Annotated in this window: 15 protein-coding genes; all 15 read left to right on the top strand. The window is 61.8% G+C overall.

From position 1 onward, the window contains the following. Window positions 1–42 precede the first annotated feature (42 nt). The 15 genes from BUE21_RS00740 (at window position 43) to recO (ending at window position 17,331) form a co-directional block, all read left to right on the top strand. Window positions 43–1,677 carry an ABC transporter substrate-binding protein gene (locus tag BUE21_RS00740; RefSeq protein WP_084522596.1) on the top strand — a complete coding sequence of 545 codons (1,635 nt, stop codon included), beginning with the start codon at window positions 43–45 and terminating at the stop codon, window positions 1,675–1,677. 48 nt (window positions 1,678–1,725) lie between these two features. Continuing rightward, window positions 1,726–2,985: an NtaA/DmoA family FMN-dependent monooxygenase gene (locus BUE21_RS00735; RefSeq protein WP_073353408.1), complete on the top strand. Its 1,260-nt coding sequence runs from the start codon at window positions 1,726–1,728 to the stop codon at window positions 2,983–2,985. 372 nt (window positions 2,986–3,357) lie between these two features. Further along, window positions 3,358–5,541 carry a penicillin-binding protein 1C gene (gene pbpC, locus BUE21_RS00730; RefSeq protein ID WP_073353548.1) on the top strand — a complete coding sequence of 728 codons (2,184 nt, stop codon included), beginning with the start codon at window positions 3,358–3,360 and terminating at the stop codon, window positions 5,539–5,541. 237 nt (window positions 5,542–5,778) lie between these two features. After that, window positions 5,779–6,366, top strand: coding sequence for a cytochrome b (locus BUE21_RS00725; RefSeq protein WP_073353406.1), 588 nt, complete (start codon window positions 5,779–5,781; stop codon window positions 6,364–6,366). Window positions 6,367–6,421: 55 nt separating this feature from the next. Next, the gene (locus BUE21_RS00720; protein WP_073353404.1) at window positions 6,422–7,015 is read left to right on the top strand and encodes a YceI family protein; all 594 of its coding nucleotides are present in this window, start codon (window positions 6,422–6,424) and stop codon (window positions 7,013–7,015) included. 55 nt (window positions 7,016–7,070) lie between these two features. After that, on the top strand, window positions 7,071–7,652 hold the full coding sequence (locus tag BUE21_RS00715) for a YceI family protein (protein WP_073353401.1): 582 nt from the start codon (window positions 7,071–7,073) through the stop codon (window positions 7,650–7,652). 258 nt (window positions 7,653–7,910) lie between these two features. Then, the gene (gmk, locus tag BUE21_RS00710; RefSeq protein ID WP_073353398.1) at window positions 7,911–8,627 is read left to right on the top strand and encodes a guanylate kinase; all 717 of its coding nucleotides are present in this window, start codon (window positions 7,911–7,913) and stop codon (window positions 8,625–8,627) included. A 63-nt stretch (window positions 8,628–8,690) separates the two neighbouring features. After that, complete coding sequence (gene rpoZ / locus BUE21_RS00705; RefSeq protein WP_073353395.1) at window positions 8,691–8,894, top strand: DNA-directed RNA polymerase subunit omega; 204 nt, start codon at window positions 8,691–8,693, stop codon at window positions 8,892–8,894. Window positions 8,895–9,113: 219 nt separating this feature from the next. Beyond that, on the top strand, window positions 9,114–11,372 hold the full coding sequence (locus tag BUE21_RS00700; RefSeq protein ID WP_159435777.1) for a RelA/SpoT family protein: 2,259 nt from the start codon (window positions 9,114–9,116) through the stop codon (window positions 11,370–11,372). A 242-nt stretch (window positions 11,373–11,614) separates the two neighbouring features. Next, a complete protein-coding gene (gene lepA / locus BUE21_RS00695; RefSeq protein ID WP_073353389.1) occupies window positions 11,615–13,423 on the top strand; it encodes a translation elongation factor 4 in 1,809 nt (602 codons plus the stop codon). A gap of 5 nt (window positions 13,424–13,428) precedes the next feature. Then, window positions 13,429–14,403 (top strand): signal peptidase I, encoded by a 975-nt coding sequence (gene lepB, locus BUE21_RS00690; protein WP_073353386.1) that lies wholly within the window; start codon window positions 13,429–13,431, stop codon window positions 14,401–14,403. 61 nt (window positions 14,404–14,464) lie between these two features. Further along, complete coding sequence (locus BUE21_RS00685; RefSeq protein WP_234971005.1) at window positions 14,465–14,857, top strand: DUF4845 domain-containing protein; 393 nt, start codon at window positions 14,465–14,467, stop codon at window positions 14,855–14,857. Between the two features lie 13 nt (window positions 14,858–14,870). After that, a complete protein-coding gene (gene rnc / locus BUE21_RS00680) occupies window positions 14,871–15,572 on the top strand; it encodes a ribonuclease III (protein WP_073353382.1) in 702 nt (233 codons plus the stop codon). Beyond that, window positions 15,569–16,531 (top strand): GTPase Era, encoded by a 963-nt coding sequence (era, locus tag BUE21_RS00675; protein ID WP_084522592.1) that lies wholly within the window; start codon window positions 15,569–15,571, stop codon window positions 16,529–16,531. Before rnc ends, era begins: the two co-directional genes overlap by 4 nt. Beyond that, entirely contained in the window at window positions 16,528–17,331 is an 804-nt protein-coding gene (recO, locus tag BUE21_RS00670) for a DNA repair protein RecO (protein WP_073353379.1), read from the top strand. Before era ends, recO begins: the two co-directional genes overlap by 4 nt. The last annotated feature ends 12 nt before the right edge of the window (window positions 17,332–17,343 follow it).

The following is a 17,343-nucleotide window of genomic DNA, read 5'->3' as shown; positions in this document are numbered from 1 at the left end:
GCCTTTTCAGCAATCACGTACTCGTCGGAGACAAGGCCCATCATGACTGCATCATTGAATTCCGGTCGTTCCCACCGCGCCGCATTTCTCAAGGGCTTTCGCCTGTTCGCACTGACTGTCTTGCTTGGAACATCGGCATTGCTGGCCACGCAGGCTGCGCGGGCCGAACCGGTGCGTGGCGGCACGCTCAACTATGTGCTGGATCGCGAAAGTGCCACCATCCTGCCGATCAACACCACGCAGTATGCGGCGATGGTGGTCGGCCCCAAGATATTCGATGGCCTGCTGGCCTACGAGAAGGACTTCACCCCCATCCCGCAACTGGCCACGGCGTGGGAGGTTGCACCCGATTTCCTGCAATACCGCTTCACCATCCGCGAGGGTGTGCGCTGGCATGACGGCAAGCCGCTGACCGCCGATGACGTGGCCTTCAGTCTGCAACGCCTCAAGGAGTTCCACCCGCGCGGGCGCAGTACCTTTGGCAATGTGACCAGCATCGAGACGCCTGACGCGCAGACCGTCGTGCTGCGCCTCTCCAGGCCCGCACCCTATCTGCTGACCGCGCTGGCCGCATCCGAGTCACCCATCATTCCGCGCCATGTGTTCGAGTCCATCGCCGGCAATGAGAACCCTCCGCACGAGGCCTTGATCGGCAGCGGCCCGTTCCGCTTCAGGGAATGGGTACGCGGTGGCCACATCATCCTTGGTCGCAATGACGAATACTGGCAGCAGGGAAAACCGTATCTGGATCAGATCATCGTGCACATTGTGCCGGATGCGACCGCACGCACCGCAGGCTTTGAGGCCGGCAAGTTTGACCTGGGCTTTGATGGTGCCGTGCCATTGACCGAAGTCGAGCGGCTCAAGCAAGTGCCGCACCTGGCACTGGAGGATGTGCCGCCCGCCTATCTGGCCTCGCACCGTGAAATCTTCTTCAACTTCGAGACCCCACAGTTGCAGGACGTGCGCGTGCGCCGCGCCATTGCCCATGCGATCGACCTCAAGGCACTGCACAAGCTGATCTACCTGGGTTATGGGCAATATGCGTTTTCCCCGATCTCACCGGCACTGGCACAGTTCCATGATGCCAGCATCCGGCCTTATGCGCATGACTTGAAGGAAGCCAACCGCCTGCTCGATGAGGCGGGTTTCGCACGTGGTTCGAACGGTGAGCGTTTTCGGCTGCGGCTCTTGAACAACCCCGCAGCCGATCCGCGTCACGCCGCATTTATCCGCCAGTCACTCAAGCCCATTGGCATCGAGGTCGATGTCAGCCTGACGGATCAGGCAACCTATGTGCGCCAGGTTTACACCGACCGGGCCTTTGATCTGGCGGTGGAGGCACTGTCGAACATGTTTGATCCGGCAGTCGGCGTACACCGTGGCTTTCTCACCAGTGCCTTCAAGGTAGGCTTGCCGTTTTCCAACCCGGCGCGCTACAGCAACCCGGAGGTGGATCGTATCCTGACCGCTGCTGGCACGGAAACCGATCTGGCCAAGCGTCAGCAGCTCTACCGTGATTTCCAGCGCATCGTCCATGAAGAGTTGCCCAGCATCGACATCGCCTATCCACCAGCGTTCGTTGTCAAGAAGAAGACCGTGCAGGGCGAACTGCTGGGTGCGCATGCCGTGGTCTGGAGTTTTGCCGATACCTATCTCTCCCAGCCTGGGCGTTGAGTCGGGCTGAAAGCATCCAGGCAGCGCAACTTCAGATTGGCAAGTCCCATGACTCAAAGATGGATCGAACTCAATGCCTGGCTCAACAGTTCAGGCGACGCGCCGGATTCCTGGCTGCGGCCCGGGCGCGATCCGGCGCGAATTTTCACGCTGGAGCACTATGTGCACGCGGCTCGCGTAGCGCATCGTGGGGTGTTCGGCAATGTGTTCACGTCCGACCGGCCACAACTGGTCATCGGTGAAAACCAGCGGCCTGAACATACGCTCGATCCCTTCGTGCTGTTTGCCTCGGTGCTGGCGCAGGTGCCGGACATTGGCGGCATCATCACCGCCTCGACCACCTATAACGAGCCATACACATTGGCGCGGCAGATCCAGAGCCTGCACCTGCTCAGTGGCGGGCGCATTGCCTGGAATATCGTGACGAGCTGGAACCCCGCGATTGCTGCGAACTACTCGAATCAGCCACTGCCTGATCGAGAAAGCCGCTATGCGCGGGCTGAGGAGTTTGTCGAAGTCGTGCTCAGGCTGTGGGAGAGTTGGCGATTCGAGTGGGACGGCAGCGCGGGCCACGGACAGCCCCAGCCCATCAACCACCGTGGCGCGCATTTCCATGTCGCGGGGCCACTGAACGTGCCTGCTACCCCCTGGGGACGTCCGCGACTGGTGCAGGCTGGCGGCTCCGATGCGGGCATCGCGCTGGCCGCCCGCCATGCGGATGCGGTGTATGCACCCTCCAGTTCGCTGCAAGCTACGCAGGCACTTCGCCAGCGACTGCGTGGTGCGGCGCGGGCAATCGGGCGTGCCGAAAACCACCTGCCCCAACTGGTGCCGGTGCTCATCCCTATCCTGACCGATAGCGAAGCCAAGGCCGATGTGTTGAAGAAAGAGTGGCTGCAAGCCCTGGCAGACGACCCGCAAGCCTTGCAGCAGCAGGCCGAGTTGGCGGCCGAGCAACTGGGCGTGCGCCACCGCGATTTCGACCGGCCCTTGCAGGCAGAGGATTTTGGCGACCCCACGGGCAGCATTATTCCGATTGGATCGCTGCAAGCGAGGTGCCAGCGTGCGCTGGATGAGCAGCTCTCGCTGCGCGATCTGGTACAGCACGAAGCCTTGCCGGGCCTGATCGGCACACCCGAGCAGATTGCCCACCACATCGTGCAATGGTTCCGAGCCGAAGCGGTCGATGGCTTCACCATCATCCCGCGCTACCTGCCAGACGATCTGGAGGTTTTCGTCGATACCGTCATCCCGCTGTTGCAGGAAAGCGGGCATTACCCGCGCAGTTACGTGCAGCGTGTAGGCTGATTGTGTTTGACATTCCCTTTCTGGCCGCCTGAAGGCTGGAGACTATTGCTGCACTCCAGCGCGGCATGAAGGAGTGTCTGCAAACCTGTCGTGCGGCCTGTATCTCGCCATTGGGCATATCGCCATGTTGGCTTTCGCCGAATCCGACGGACATGCTCTACTCATGGTCGTTGTTGAAACTGCTGTGGATTGCCTGTATCCCGTTAATAATCGCAAAACTTTCTCTTGCCGGACTGTCTTGCCATGCCATTTCCTCTTTTGTCGCATCTTGTGAAAAGTCCATCCTGCTCACGGGAGCGTGGCGGGAGGCGGGTGGCCGGGGTGCTGCTGGGGGTTGTGCTGCTGGCTTTGGTTCCGGTGCGAGCGCAAGAAATGCAAGAGGCGCAAGACGTGCAGAACGGGCAGGGCAGTGGCACACCCCGCTTCGAGGCGGTGCGGGCGGCTTATCGCTCGTCGGAAACCTGGCTGCTGGACCGGCGTGGTGCGCCGTTGCAGCGCATTCGCACGGATTTTCAGGTGCGGCGTGGACAGTGGCTGGCACTGGAGGAGGTCTCGCCTGCATTGCTGCATGCGGTGGTGCTGGGGGAAGATCGCAACTTCTATGCGCACAGCGGGGTGGACTGGTCGGCGGTGTCGGCGGCAGCCTGGGCGAATCTGTGGAATGAGCGCACGCGGGGCGCATCCACCATCACCATGCAGTTGGCGGGTTTGCTGCATGCGCCGTTGCAGCCGGGGGCCGGGCGGCGCACCTGGGGGCAGAAGATCGGGCAGGTGCGCATGGCTTACGCGCTGGAGCGAGGCTGGAGCAAGGCGCAGATTCTGGAGGCCTACCTGAACCTTGCGCCCTTTCGGGGCGAACTGGTGGGGTTGGACGCACTGGCGCAGAGCCTGTTTGCCAAGAAGGCCCACGCGCTGGACATGCGCGAATCGGCGATTGCTGTGGCCCTGCTGCGCGCGCCCAATGCCAGCGTGGCCAAGGTGGCCGAGCGTGCCTGCGCGGCCCTGAAGCTGGCCGAATCGCCCTGGGGACAGGATTGCCATGCCCTGCATTTCTACACTACGGCTGCCTTGCGCCGTCGCCATTTCGCCGCGCTGGATGGAGTGGCTCCGCATTTCGCTCGCTACGCGCTGGCGCAGTATCGGCATGAACGGGCCAGGGAAGGTCTGCCGCAGAATCTGCCCAGCAGCCTGCACGCTGGGCTGCAACGCTTTGCCAGCGAGACGCTGCGCCGTCACTTGCAGGAGATTGCCGCGCAGAATGTGCAGGATGGTGCGGTGCTGGTGCTGGACAACGCCACGGGCGAGGTGCTGGCCTGGGTGGGGTCTTCGGGGCAGCGGCTCAGTCGTGCGTCCGAAGTCGATGCGGTGCTGGCCCTGCGCCAGCCCGGCTCCACGCTCAAGCCGTTTCTGTATGCGCAGGCCATTGCCCAGGGTCGCCTGACGGCAGCTTCCCTGCTGGACGATTCGCCTGCGCGCATTCCCACCGCGCATGGCCTGTATGTGCCGCAGAACTACGATCTGGGTTTCAAGGGCTGGGTGTCGGTGCGGCTGGCCCTGGCCAGTTCGCTGAATATTCCGGCGGTGCGGGCATTGGTGATGGTGTCGCCCGATGATTTCGCCCAGCAGTTGCGGCAATGGGGACTGCCTTTGCCGGAACCGGCAGGCTACTACGGTTACAGCCTGGCACTGGGTGGCGTTGATGTCAGCCTGCTGCATTTGACGAATGCCTACCGCACGCTGGCCAATGGCGGACTGCATGGCGCGGTGCGCTGGCAGGTGCAGCCGCAGGATGCGCCATCGGCTGTGTCGGAGTCGGTGCGCGTGCTGGACGAGGGCACGAGTTTCATCATTGGCGATATTCTGGCCGACCGCCATGCCCGTGCCACCACCTTCGGCACGGACAGCCAGTTGGCCACGCGTTTCTGGAGTGCCGTCAAGACCGGCACCAGCAAGGACATGCGCGACAACTGGGCGATTGGCTATACCGGGCACTTCACCATCGGCGTGTGGGTGGGCAATGCCGATGGCTCGCCGATGCAGGATGTCAGCGGCATTTCCGGGGCCGCGCCGGTGTGGGCGGCGGTGGCGGGTTATCTGCACGCGCTGCGCCCCGGTGTGGCTCCCCGGCCACCGGCAGGGCTGGTGCATCAACGTATCGAGTATGTGGCCCCCGACGGCCAGCGGCTGGAGGCCGGGCGCATGGAGTGGTTCCTGCCTGGCACGGAGCAAAGCCATTTCAGCCTGCGTCTGCCCACTGCGCCGGTGGATGCGCCCGCCGCTGTGCGCATTCTCCAGCCCCAGGATGGCACGATTCTGGCCATCGACCCCGATATTCCTCCAGCCAACCAGTTGCTGCGCTTTGCCAGCAGCCAGCCCGGTGTGGTCTGGCGCATCAATGGCGAGAAAGTCCACCATGCCCGCGAGGATGCCCAGTGGTTCTGGCCGCTCCAGCCCGGTCCGTTCCAGATCGAGTTGCGGGATGCCAGCGATCAGCAGGTGCTCGACCGCATCCGCATCCAGGTGCGGGGCTTGCGCCAGGGAAGGTCTGGAGGGTGAATCGGCCACCGCGCCATGATTCGCCTCTCCTGTGCGACAGTGTGTCGCAGGCAGGCGCATTGATGCGCGAAACCACCGCCGGTATAGTCTGGTGCGTCTGCCCACCGCACCCGATGGGGCTGGAAGCCGTTCAGAAATCTGGAACTTTTCAGAATGCCAGTGTTCCGTCACAGGCTTGCCGTGCAGTCCCTGGATTTGCTGTGTCCGGATCGTTCCATTCCAATCAGAAACTGCCCCATGAATACCACCCACGTCGAACATCCAGCCGCTGCGGCCTCTGCGCGCCGGGCCGGACGCTACACATTGCCTGCCGTCTGGCTGCACTGGCTGCTGGCCGCCGCCATTCTTGGCATCTTTGCCTTTGGCCTGTACATGGTCAGCCTGCCGTTCTCGCCCACCAAGCTGCGTTATATGAACTGGCACAAATGGGCGGGTATCCTCATACTGAGTCTGTCGCTGCTGCGCCTGCTCTGGCGCATCACCCACCGTCCGCCGCCCCTGCCGGCCTCCATGCTCCAGACCATGCCGCGCTGGCAGCAGTGGGCGCACCACGGCGTTCACCATGCGTTTTACCTGCTGTTCTTCGCTGTGCCGCTGTTGGGCTGGGCCTACAGCTCGGCCGCAGGTTTTCCGATTGTGCTGTTCGGGCAGATTCCATTGCCGGATTTCGTGCCCGCCAGCCCGGAACTGGCGGCGGCCATCAAGCCCTGGCACAAGCTGAGTTCGTTCGCGCTGATCGGACTGGTCGTGCTGCACGTCGCGGCCGTGGTCAAGCACCAGCTCATCGACCGCGATGGCCTGCTGGGCAGAATGCGCCCGTGGTGATCGGGGTGATGCCCGCCGTTTTCTTTTTCCTTCCCCTGCTTCAAGGAGTCATTCGATGAAAGCCGTTTCCTTCCGCCCTGCATCCACCCCGGTATGGGCTGCCCTGGTGGCCGCTTCCGTGCTGGGCCTGTCTTCCACCGCCTGGGCGCAACAGGCCCTGGTGGCCGACCAGAGCGAAATCCGTTTCACGGCCAAGCAACTGGGCGTGAGTGTCAATGGCCAATTCAAGAAGTTCGCTGGCGACGTGCAGCTTGATCCGCAGAACCTGGCGGGCAGCAGCGTCAAGATCACCGTCGATACCGGCAGTGCCACCATGAACAATGCCGAAGCCGATGCCAATCTGCCCCAGCCTGTCTGGTTCAATGTGGCGCAGTTTCCGCAGGCCACCTTCCAGTCGAGCCGCATCGAACAGCTTGAGGCAGGCAAGTACCAGGCCAGCGGTAAGCTCACCGTCAAGGGGGTCAGCACCGATGTGGTGGTGCCCGTCAGCCTCAGCCAGAGCAATGGCCTGACCATTGCCACCGGCACCTTGCCCATCGAACGCCTGACCTACAAGATTGGCGATGGCGAGTGGTCCGACACCAGCATGGTCGCCAACGAAGTGCAGGTGCAGTTCAAGCTCACGCTCAGCGGCGTGGGAGCTGTATGAGTTTCCGTTTCCGTTCCCTTTCTGTTTTTCTACACCATCCTTTGAGGAGTTCTCCATGAAAAAATCGCTCGTTGCTGCCGGTATCGCCCTGGCTTCCGGTCTGGCTGCCATGCCTGCGCTGGCTGCACAGTACACCATCGATCCCACCCACACTTTTGTGACCTTCGAGATCGACCACAACGGCACTTCGACCAACCGGGGCCGCTTCGACAAGGTGGAAGGCACCATCGAATTCGACCGTGCCGCCAAGACCGGCAAGGCCGACATCAGTGTGCAGATCGCTTCCGTGAATACCGGCACCGCAGGCTTTGACAAGCACCTGCAAACCGGAGAAATCTTCAATGTCGAGAAATTCCCCACCGCCCGCTTCGTCAGCGACAAGTTTGAATTCGACGACGGCAAGGTCGAAGCCGTGCACGGCCAACTGACCCTGCTGGGCAAGACCCTGCCGGTCAAGCTGGAAGCCGAGAAGTTCAACTGCTACGAAAACCGCATGCTGCAAGGCCGTGAAGTCTGCGGCGGTGACTTCGAGCTCAAGATCGACCGCACCCAATGGGGTTCCGACTACGGCGTGCAATGGGGCGCGGCCAAGGATGTGAAGATCCTCATCCAGATCGAAGCCGTCAAGCAGGACTGATCGGACTGACGGCGGCCATCGCCCTGCCCGGATGCTTTTTGCAGGGGCAGGGGAATGTATGGCTGCTAAAATTGCCGCCCCTGCCATTGGCAAGCGGCAAAACCCTTGCGAAATGGTGTTTCGTTCCGCTACGGCATCAGGAATGTGGGAATGTGCCCGCCACTGATGCACGCAAGCGGCTCTTGCGAGTGGGAGCAAGTTTCGTATTCCAGACATGGTGTTGTCTTGTTCGCACCCCGCCGACACGCAAATTGACCCATGAACCACCCAAGCACCCCCCCGGCATCCGAATCCCAGACTGGCCTGCAACCCGATGGCGAGTATCCCGGCAATCTCTTTGTGGTGGCCGCGCCCAGCGGTGCGGGCAAATCCAGCCTGGTCAAGGCATTGCTGGAGCTGGACACGCGCGTGTTCCCCTCCGTCTCCCACACCACCCGCCAGCCGCGTGGCCAGGAAAAGCACGGGCGTGAATACTTCTTCGTGGCGCAGGAAACCTTCGATGGCATGATCGACAGCCATGCCTTCATCGAATGGGCCAGCGTGCATGGCAACTTCTATGGCACCTCCAAGAAAGCCGTGGCCGACCGCATCTCCCAGGGTTCGGACGTGGTGCTGGAAATCGACTTCCAGGGGGCCATGCAGATCAAGAAGGTCTTTGCCAATGCCGTGCTGATCTTCATTCTCCCGCCCAGTCTGGAAGAACTGCGCTCGCGGCTGGAGCGGCGCGGCGAAGACCGTCCCGACGTCATCGAACTGCGCATGCGCAATGCCCTGGTGGAGATGGCACAGGTCGATCAATTTGATTACGTTATAATCAACGAATTGTTTGAAACCGCTGTTTTTGACCTCAAAAGCATCGTCCACGCGCAACGGCTGCGTTGCAAGGCGCAGCGGCGCACCCGCCACGAGACATTCTCGGCATTGCGCATCCCTGCCGCGCCAGGGCCACAGACCACCGATGGCCACTGCGCCTGAAGGGCAGCGGCACAGCAGTTTCCTTTCCTCTTTCCCTCGATTCTTTCTCGATAGGTACTCCAGATGGCCCGCATTACGGTTGAAGACAGCCTGAAACAAATCCCCAATCGCTTCCAGCTGGTGCTGGCCGCCACATACCGTGCGCGCATGTTGAACCAGGGCCATAGCCCGAAAATCGACTCCACCAACAAGCCTGCCGTGACGGCCCTGCGCGAAGTGGCCGACGGCCATGTCGGCTTGGAGATGCTGCGCAAGGTTCCGGTCTGATCGCTGTTTCCGTACGGCCCGCATGCTGAAACAGGCTTGGGCCGGTGATTTCCTGCACGGTCAATAAAGTGCTTTTCTGGTGAAGTAAAGCAAAAACCACAGAAACAAAGCACCCCTTGTGGGTGTTTTTTGTTTTTAGGCAACAGCTTTGCGAGAACGAAGTCATCTTGCTACATTTAAGATATGCCCACGAATTCCCCGGAAAATCTGCCCACTGACATGCTCTCCACTGTTGATGATGCCCCGGCTGCTGTGCCTCTTTCTCCTGAAGAGGCCGCAGAGGTCTTGGTTCATCAGGTCTATCAGGAGTTTCTGCGGCAAGTCGATTACCTGCCTGCTGCCGATATGCAGCGGGTCGAAGAAGCCTTTGTTTTTGCCTGCAACGCCCATGAAGGACAGCGTCGCAACAGCGGGGAGCCGTACATCACCCACCCGATTGCCGTGGCGGCGCAATGCGCCCAGTGGCGACTGGATGCCCCCGCCCTGATGGCGGCCCTGATGCACGATGCCATGGAAGATTGCGGCATCACCAAGCAGGACATCGTGCAGCGGTTCGGTGCCGATGTCGCGGAGTTGGTCGATGGCCTGACCAAGCTGGAGAAGCTGCAATTCCTCACGCGCGAGGAAAACCAGGCCGAGTCCTTCCGCAAGATGCTGCTGGCGATGGCCAAGGATGTGCGCGTCATTCTCATCAAGCTGGCCGACCGCACCCACAATATGCGCACCCTCGATGCCTCGCCCCGCAGCAAGTGGGGGCGCATCTCGCGCGAGACGCTGGACATCTATGTACCGATTGCCGACCGGCTGGGCCTGAATGCCACTTACCGTGAGTTGCAGGAGCTGTCGTTCCGGCATCTGTTCCCCTGGCGTTACACCACGCTGGAAAAGGCAGTGGCCAAGGCCAAGACCCGCCGCCGGGGACTGGCCGACAAGATCGCTCATGAAGTGGAGCAGGCATTCAATTCTGCCCACATGCCGGTGCGCCTGCTGGAGCGTGAACTGAGCCTGTACAAGATTTACCAGCAGATGCAGACCAAACGCCTGAGCTTTGCACGGGTGAACGACATCTTCGGGTTGCGCATCATTTTTGACAAGGTGGCCGACTGCTACACCGGCATCGGCGTGCTGCACCAGCTCTACAAACCCGTGCCGGGCAGCTTCAAGGACTACATTGCCAGTGCCAAGTCGAACGGCTATCAGTCGCTGCACACCACGCTGCTGGGGCCATCCGGCGTGGACGTGGAAGCGGAATTGCGCACCGAGGTCATGAACATGGTTGCCGAGAGCGGCATTGCCGCCCACTGGCTTTACCAGGCCAAGAACCTGGACACCCTCGTGTCCAACGGCCTCAATGGCCGCTGGCTCAAGTCGCTGTTGGAGATCGAGAACGAAACCCAGGATTCCGCCGAATTCCTCGACAACGTGAAGGTCGATCTGTTCCCCGACTCGATCTATGTGTTCACCCCGAAGAACCACATCCTGACCCTGCCGGTGGGGGCCACGGTGGTCGATTTCGCCTATGCCATTCACAGCAACGTGGGCGACCACATTGCTTCCGCGCTGGTCAATGGCGAGGCATCGTCGCTGCGTGCAGTGCTCAAGAACAACGACATGGTGGAGATTCTCACCTCCCCCGAGGCCAAGCCCAGTCTGGCATGGCTGGAGTTCGTCAAGACCGGGCGGGCGCGCTCCAAGATTCGCAGTTATTTCAAGCAGGCCGACAGTTCCGAGTCGCGTGATTTGGGCGAACGCCTGCTGGCCCAGGCACTGCGTGCCGCTGGCTACGGGGGCTTGCCCACCGATCCGGCGGTGCTGGAGGGCATCTGGCAGGATTTGTCCGGCCTTTACCAGAGCAAGACTGCCGATCAACTGCTCTCCGACATCGGCATGGGCAAACTGATTGCCCGCGAAGTGGTCGAGCAGATCGCCAACATTCTGGCCCAGATGGTCTTCAAGCCCGATGCGCTGCTGCTCACGCGCGAACGCCTCACCAGCCTGCAACCCACCCACGGCACGTCGGTGCTGGCAGTGGGCGGGCGCGACAGCGCGCCGGTGCGCTATGCCAGTTGCTGTCGCCCCGTACCGGGCGATGTCGTCACCGGCGTGCTGCTGCGTGGCAAGGGTCTGGAGATTCACCGTGAGCATTGCCCCCTGGCAGACCGGTTGTTTCACAAAGACCCGGCCAGCCACGTTGAAGTGGAATGGGCCGACGACACGGCGGGCGACTTCCAGGCCGACTTGCGCGTTTATCTGCGCAACAGCAAGGGCGCGCTGGCCGATGCCTCTGCCGTGATCGCCCAGTCCGAGGTGAATATCCTGCGCATCAACATGTTTGAAGAGGAGGGGCGCGAAACTGTGGAAGTGCGCTGCCTGGTGTCGGTGAACGATGCCGCGCACATTGATGCCCTGTTGCGCAATCTGCGCAAGAGCCGCGTGGTGCTGCGGGCCGAGCGCGAATGGGGCCAGCAGGATTTCTGAGATCGCATTTCGCTTCCTTTCCACTCATCTGCCGGGTACAGTGGCCCGGCTGCGGTGCGCCAAACGGCCCGCCGCCGTGCAGTGTCTTGCGCCAGTTACAATGCGTGGCTGCCATCTGCCATGCAAGGTCTTGCCCGGTCAGGATTCCTGATGACAATCTCCTTGGGCAGGATGCGGTTGCCACGCTGGGATGGCATGCTGGCGACACCCCCCGATGGCTCCCTTATTTCGTTCTTTTTGCGATGAACCATATCCGTAACTTCTCCATTATTGCCCACATCGACCACGGCAAATCCACCCTGGCCGACCGCCTGATCGAATACAGCGGTGGCTTGAGCAAACGCGAGATGTCCGCCCAGGTGCTGGATTCGATGGACATCGAAAAAGAGCGTGGCATCACCATCAAGGCCCAGACGGCGGCCCTGCAATACAAGGCCCGCGATGGCAAGGTGTACAACCTGAACCTGATCGACACGCCCGGCCACGTCGATTTTTCCTACGAGGTTTCGCGCTCTCTTTCGGCCTGCGAAGGCGCGCTGCTGGTGGTGGATGCCTCCCAGGGCGTGGAAGCGCAGACCGTGGCCAACTGCTACACCGCGCTGGATTTGGGCGTGGAAGTGCTGCCCGTGCTCAACAAGATGGATTTGCCCCAGGCCGACCCCGATGCGGCCAAGGAGGAAATCGAGGACGTGATCGGCATCGACGCATCCGAGGCCATCCCCATTTCCGCCAAGACCGGCATGGGCATCGAGGAGGTGCTGGAGCTGGTGGTGAACAAGGTTCCACCGCCCGAGGGCGACCCCGATGGCCCGTTGCGGGCCATGATTATCGACAGCTGGTTCGATGCCTACGTTGGCGTGGTCATGCTGGTGCGGGTGGTCGATGGGCGGTTGCGCAAGAACGAGCGCATCAAGCTCATGGCCACCAGCGCGGTGTACGAGGCCGGCCAGATTGGTGTGTTCACCCCGCACTCCCAGCCGCGTGACGCGCTCCATGCAGGTGAAGTGGGCTTCATCATTGCCGGCATCAAGGAGCTGAAGGCTGCCAAGGTGGGCGATACCGTCACGCTGGAAAAAAAGCTGCCCAACAACGCGGGGCCAGCCACCCAGGCATTGCCGGGCTTCAAGGAAATCCAGCCCCAGGTTTTTGCGGGCCTCTATCCCACCGAAGCCAGCGAATACGATGCCCTGCGCGATGCGATGGAAAAACTCCAGCTCAACGATGCCGCGCTGCATTTCGAGCCGGAAGTCTCGCAGGCACTGGGCTTCGGGTTCCGCTGCGGCTTTCTGGGGCTGCTGCACATGGAGATCGTGCAGGAGCGGCTGGAGCGCGAGTTCGATCAGGACCTGATTACCACCGCTCCCAGCGTGGTCTATGAAGTGGTCAAGGCCGATGGCGAGATCATCAAGGTGGAAAACCCTTCCAAGATGCCCGAGACTGCCAAGATTCAGGAAGTGCGCGAACCCATCGTCACCGTGAATCTGTTCATGCCGCAGGACTATGTGGGGCCGGTCATGACGCTGTGCAACCAGAAGCGCGGCATCCAGCTCAACATGGCCTACCACGGGCGGCAGGTGGTGCTGACCTACGATCTGCCGCTGGGCGAGATCGTGCTGGATTTCTTCGACAAGCTCAAGTCCGTCAGCCGGGGCTACGCCTCGATGGACTATGCGTTCAAGGAAAATCGCCCCTCGGACGTGGTCAAGGTCGATATTTTGCTCAACGGCGAGCGCGTCGATGCCCTGTCCATCATCGTGCACCGCAGCCAGTCCCAGTTCCGGGGGCGGGCGGTGGTGGCGAAGATGCGCGAAGTCATCAGCCGCCAAATGTTCGATGTGGCCATCCAGGCCGCCATTGGTGGCAACATCATTGCGCGCGAAACCGTCAAGGCGTTGCGCAAGAACGTGCTGGCCAAGTGCTACGGCGGTGACATCACCCGCAAGCGCAAACTGCTGGAGAAACAGAAGGCCGGCAAGAAGCGCATGAAACAAATCGGATCCGTGGAAGTGCCGCAAGAGGCCTTCCTCGCCATCTTGCAAGTAGAGGACTGAACACCGTGAAAGCCATTGCCACCTTTACCGGAGTGCTGCTGGCCGCTGTGGCCGCTTACCTGCTGCTGTGGCTCACGGGCCAGGTGCAGGGCAACTTCCCGCTGCTGCTGCTGGTGGCCACCGGCGTGACCGGCCTGTACTGGCTGGCCGAGCAACTGTATTTCCGCCCGCGCCGCCAGCGCGTCGCCCTCGCACTGGAAGAATCCGTGCGGGAACGCCAGAACGCCATGCGCGCCCAAGGCATCGTGCCCGACGAAGTGGACGTGCAACGCCAGAAAAACTACCTGCTGCGCCAGCCCTGGTGGCTGGACTGGACGGCCGGGCTGTTTCCCGTCATTGCCGTGGTGTTCGTGCTGCGCTCGTTCGCATTCGAGCCGTTTCGCATTCCGTCGGGTTCCATGATTCCCACCCTGCTGGTGGGCGACCTGATTCTGGTGAACAAATTCAGCTACGGCCTGCGCATGCCGGTGTGGAACTTCAAGATCACCGAAGGCGCGGCCCCGGCGCGGGGCGATGTGATGGTGTTCCGCTATCCACCCCAGCCGCAGATGGACTACATCAAGCGCATCATCGGCCTGCCCGGCGACCAGATCACCTATGTGAACAAGAAGCTCAGCATCAATGGCCAGCCGGTGCCCTCCCAGGACTTGCCCGACTATTTTGACGAAGACTCCATGCGCCACGCCAAGCGGTATCAGGAGGCTCTGGATGGCCGCAGCTACGAAGTGCTCAACAACCCCGAAATGCCCGCCTATGTGCTGGGTGTGACTTCGCATTCCCAGAAGAATCTGTGCAATTACACGGTCGAAGGGGTGAGCTGCACCGTGCCACCGGGACATTACTTTGTCATGGGCGACAACCGCGACAACTCGCTGGATTCGCGCAGCTGGGGATTCGTGCCCGATGAAAACATCGTCGGCAAGGCTGTTTTCGTCTGGATGAATTTCTCCAACCTTCAGCGCATTGGCAAAATCCAGTAACATTATTTGACTGTAGCCAGTGTTTACCCGCTTCACATTGATCACCAGACAGGAGCCTTCCATGTTCCCAGCTTCCCGCCGCATGATTGCCATGACATCCGGGCGCGCCCGTCAGCGTGGCCTTTCGTTCGTCAGCCTCTGTATCCTGGTGGTGTTGATCGTGTTCGTGGGCTATGTGGCGGTCAAGAGCATTCCTGTCGCCTCCGAGTACATGAGCCTCAAGAAGACCCTCAAGCAGGCAGCCCAGCAAAACACCGTCTCCGAGGTGCGTGCCACTTACGACCGCGTTGCTTCCATCGAATCGCTGGGCAATTACACCGATCCCATCCGCAGTACCGATCTGGCCATCACCAAGGTCAATGATCGTGTTGTCGTCAGCGTGGAATACGACCGGGAAATCCCCCTGTTCGGCCCTGCTTACCTCGTGTATCGCCTGAACGTATCTTCTGAATAATCCTTTCGCTGTTTTGACCTCCTCCCTTTCCGCATTGCAGGAGCGGCTGCACCACCGCTTCCAGAACACACGCCTGCTCCAGCAGGCCCTGACGCACCGCAGCTTCTCCGCCACGCACAATGAACGCCTGGAGTTCCTGGGCGATTCCGTGCTGAACATTTCCATCTCCGAGCGGCTGTTTCGCCAGTTTCCACAGGCCACCGAAGGCGAACTCTCGCGCATGCGTGCCAACCTCGTCTGCGAGGACTCGCTGCACCGCATTGCCCTCGCGCTGGAGCTGCCCGCCTTCCTGCAACTGGGCGAGGGCGAGGCCCGCTCCGGTGGCCGCCAGCGGCCTTCCATCCTGGCCGATGCCATTGAGGCCCTTATTGGTGCGGTTTATCTGGATGCGGGGTTTCCTGCCGCCCAGGCACTGGTGGAGCGTTTCTTTGCCAGCATGAACCTATCCGCTTCGGCGGACCGGGTGGCCTCCAAGGATGGCAAGACCGCATTGCAGGAATTCCTCCAGGGCCGCAAAATGCCCCTGCCCGTGTACACCGTCACAGACATTCAGGGGGCGGAGCATGCCCAGGTCTTCGTCGTCGAGTGCCGGGTGGATTCCCTGCAACTGCGCACCGAAGGCCAGGGCCAGTCCCGCCGCACCGCCGAACAGGCCGCTGCCCGCCAGATGGTGCAGCAATTGCAGAAACACCCCATTGCAGAAAGACGCACATGAGTGAACCCCATTCCGAATCCGCCTCCCCCGAGGCGGAACCCGAGCCGCAAACCGCCGAAGGGGGTGAGACCCGCTGTGGCCTCATTGCCATCGTCGGCAAGCCCAACGTGGGCAAATCCACGCTGATGAATGCCCTCGTGGGCCAGAAGATCAGCATCACCTCGCGCAAGGCACAGACCACGCGCCACCGCATCACCGGCATCCGCACCGAAGGCGACACCCAGTTCGTGTTCGTCGATACGCCCGGCTTCCAGACCCGCCACAACTCCGCGCTGAACAAGTCCCTCAACAAGGCCGTCACCGGTACCATTGGCGACGTGGACCTGATTCTGTTCGTCGTCGAGGCAGGCAATTTCACCCTCTCCGATGCCAAGGTGCTGGCCCTGTTCAAGCCCGGCATCCCTGCGCTGCTGGTGGCCAACAAGCTCGATACCGTCCACCGGCGTTCCGAACTGGCCCCGTGGCTCAAGGGTATGCAGGAACGCCACGACTTTGCCGAATTCGTGCCCATGTCCGCCAAGAACCCCAAGGACGTGGCCCGTTTGCTGCAAGTCTGCCGGGGCTACCTGCCGCAGCAGGACTGGTGGTACGCCCCCGACGAACTCACCGACCGCAGCGAGAAATTCCTTGCCTCCGAAACGATCCGCGAAAAACTCTTTCGCCTCACCGGTGACGAACTGCCCTACAGCTCCACGGTCGTCATCGACTCCTTCAAGGAAGAAAAGGGCAAGACCGTCAAGCGCATGGTGCGCATTGCCGCCACCATCGTCGTCGAGCGCGACGGCCACAAGGCCATGGTGATTGGCAAGAGTGGTGAACGCCTCAAGCGCATCGGTACCGAAGCGCGCCAGGAACTCGAAAAACTCATGGATGCCAAGGTGTTCCTGGAAATCTGGGTCAAGGTGCGCTCCGGCTGGGCCGACGATGCCAACCGTCTGCGCAGCTTCGGCTATGAATGACACGCCCTGACACCCCGCGCCGCCCCAGCCGTGCGGGCCGCCCCAGCCGGGTGCGCCGCATCAGCCAGCAGCCGGCCTTCCTGTTGCACCAGTACGCCTGGAGTGAGTCCAGTGCCATGCTGGAGTTGTTCACCCAGGACTTTGGCCGCATCTCTGCCGTGGCCAAGGGCGCGAAGCGTCCTACCTCCAGCTTCCGCGCCGTGCTGCTGCCGCTGCAATACCTGCGCATCGATTACAGCCAGCCCGACGAGGCTGAATCCCCCATCTGCACGATTCGCGGGGTGGAGTGGGCGGGAGGGTACGCCATGCCCCGGCAGGACGCGCTGCTGGCCGGCATGTACCTTAATGAACTGCTGATGCGCCTGCTGGTGCGGGGCGAGAAGCACACGCGCCTGTTTGGGGCCTTCGCTGCCACTGTGCGCGTGCTCGCCAGCCAGCCCGATGCCATGCTGGAGCCGCTTCTGCGCGCCTTTGAACTGGTGCTGCTGCGCGAACTGGGGCTGCTGCCCGACCTCTCGGTGCAAACCCTGTCGGCCCAGGCCCTCGACCCGCGTGCCCGTTACGCGCTGCTACCCGAAGTTGGCCTGCATCTGGCCCCTGCCCACGGCCATGCCCTGCGCGGCACACAATGGCTGCAACTGCAACAGGCCCTGCAAAGCGATGCGGCACTGGCAGGCTGCATGGAGGTGCTGGGAAGCCACGCCACCGACCTGAAACACCAGATTCGCGCCGCCCTCGCGCACTACCTCGGCGGCGATCTCCAGACCCAGCGGCTCATGCGCGGCGTGCGCATGTTGTGACCCCCCGTTCAG

It is taken from the genome of Lampropedia hyalina DSM 16112, from assembly GCF_900129055.1.
Taxonomy (GTDB): domain Bacteria; phylum Pseudomonadota; class Gammaproteobacteria; order Burkholderiales; family Burkholderiaceae_C; genus Lampropedia; species Lampropedia hyalina.
The sequence above is the reverse complement of the archived record's forward strand: the minus strand, read 5'-3'. Positions and strand labels throughout refer to the sequence as shown.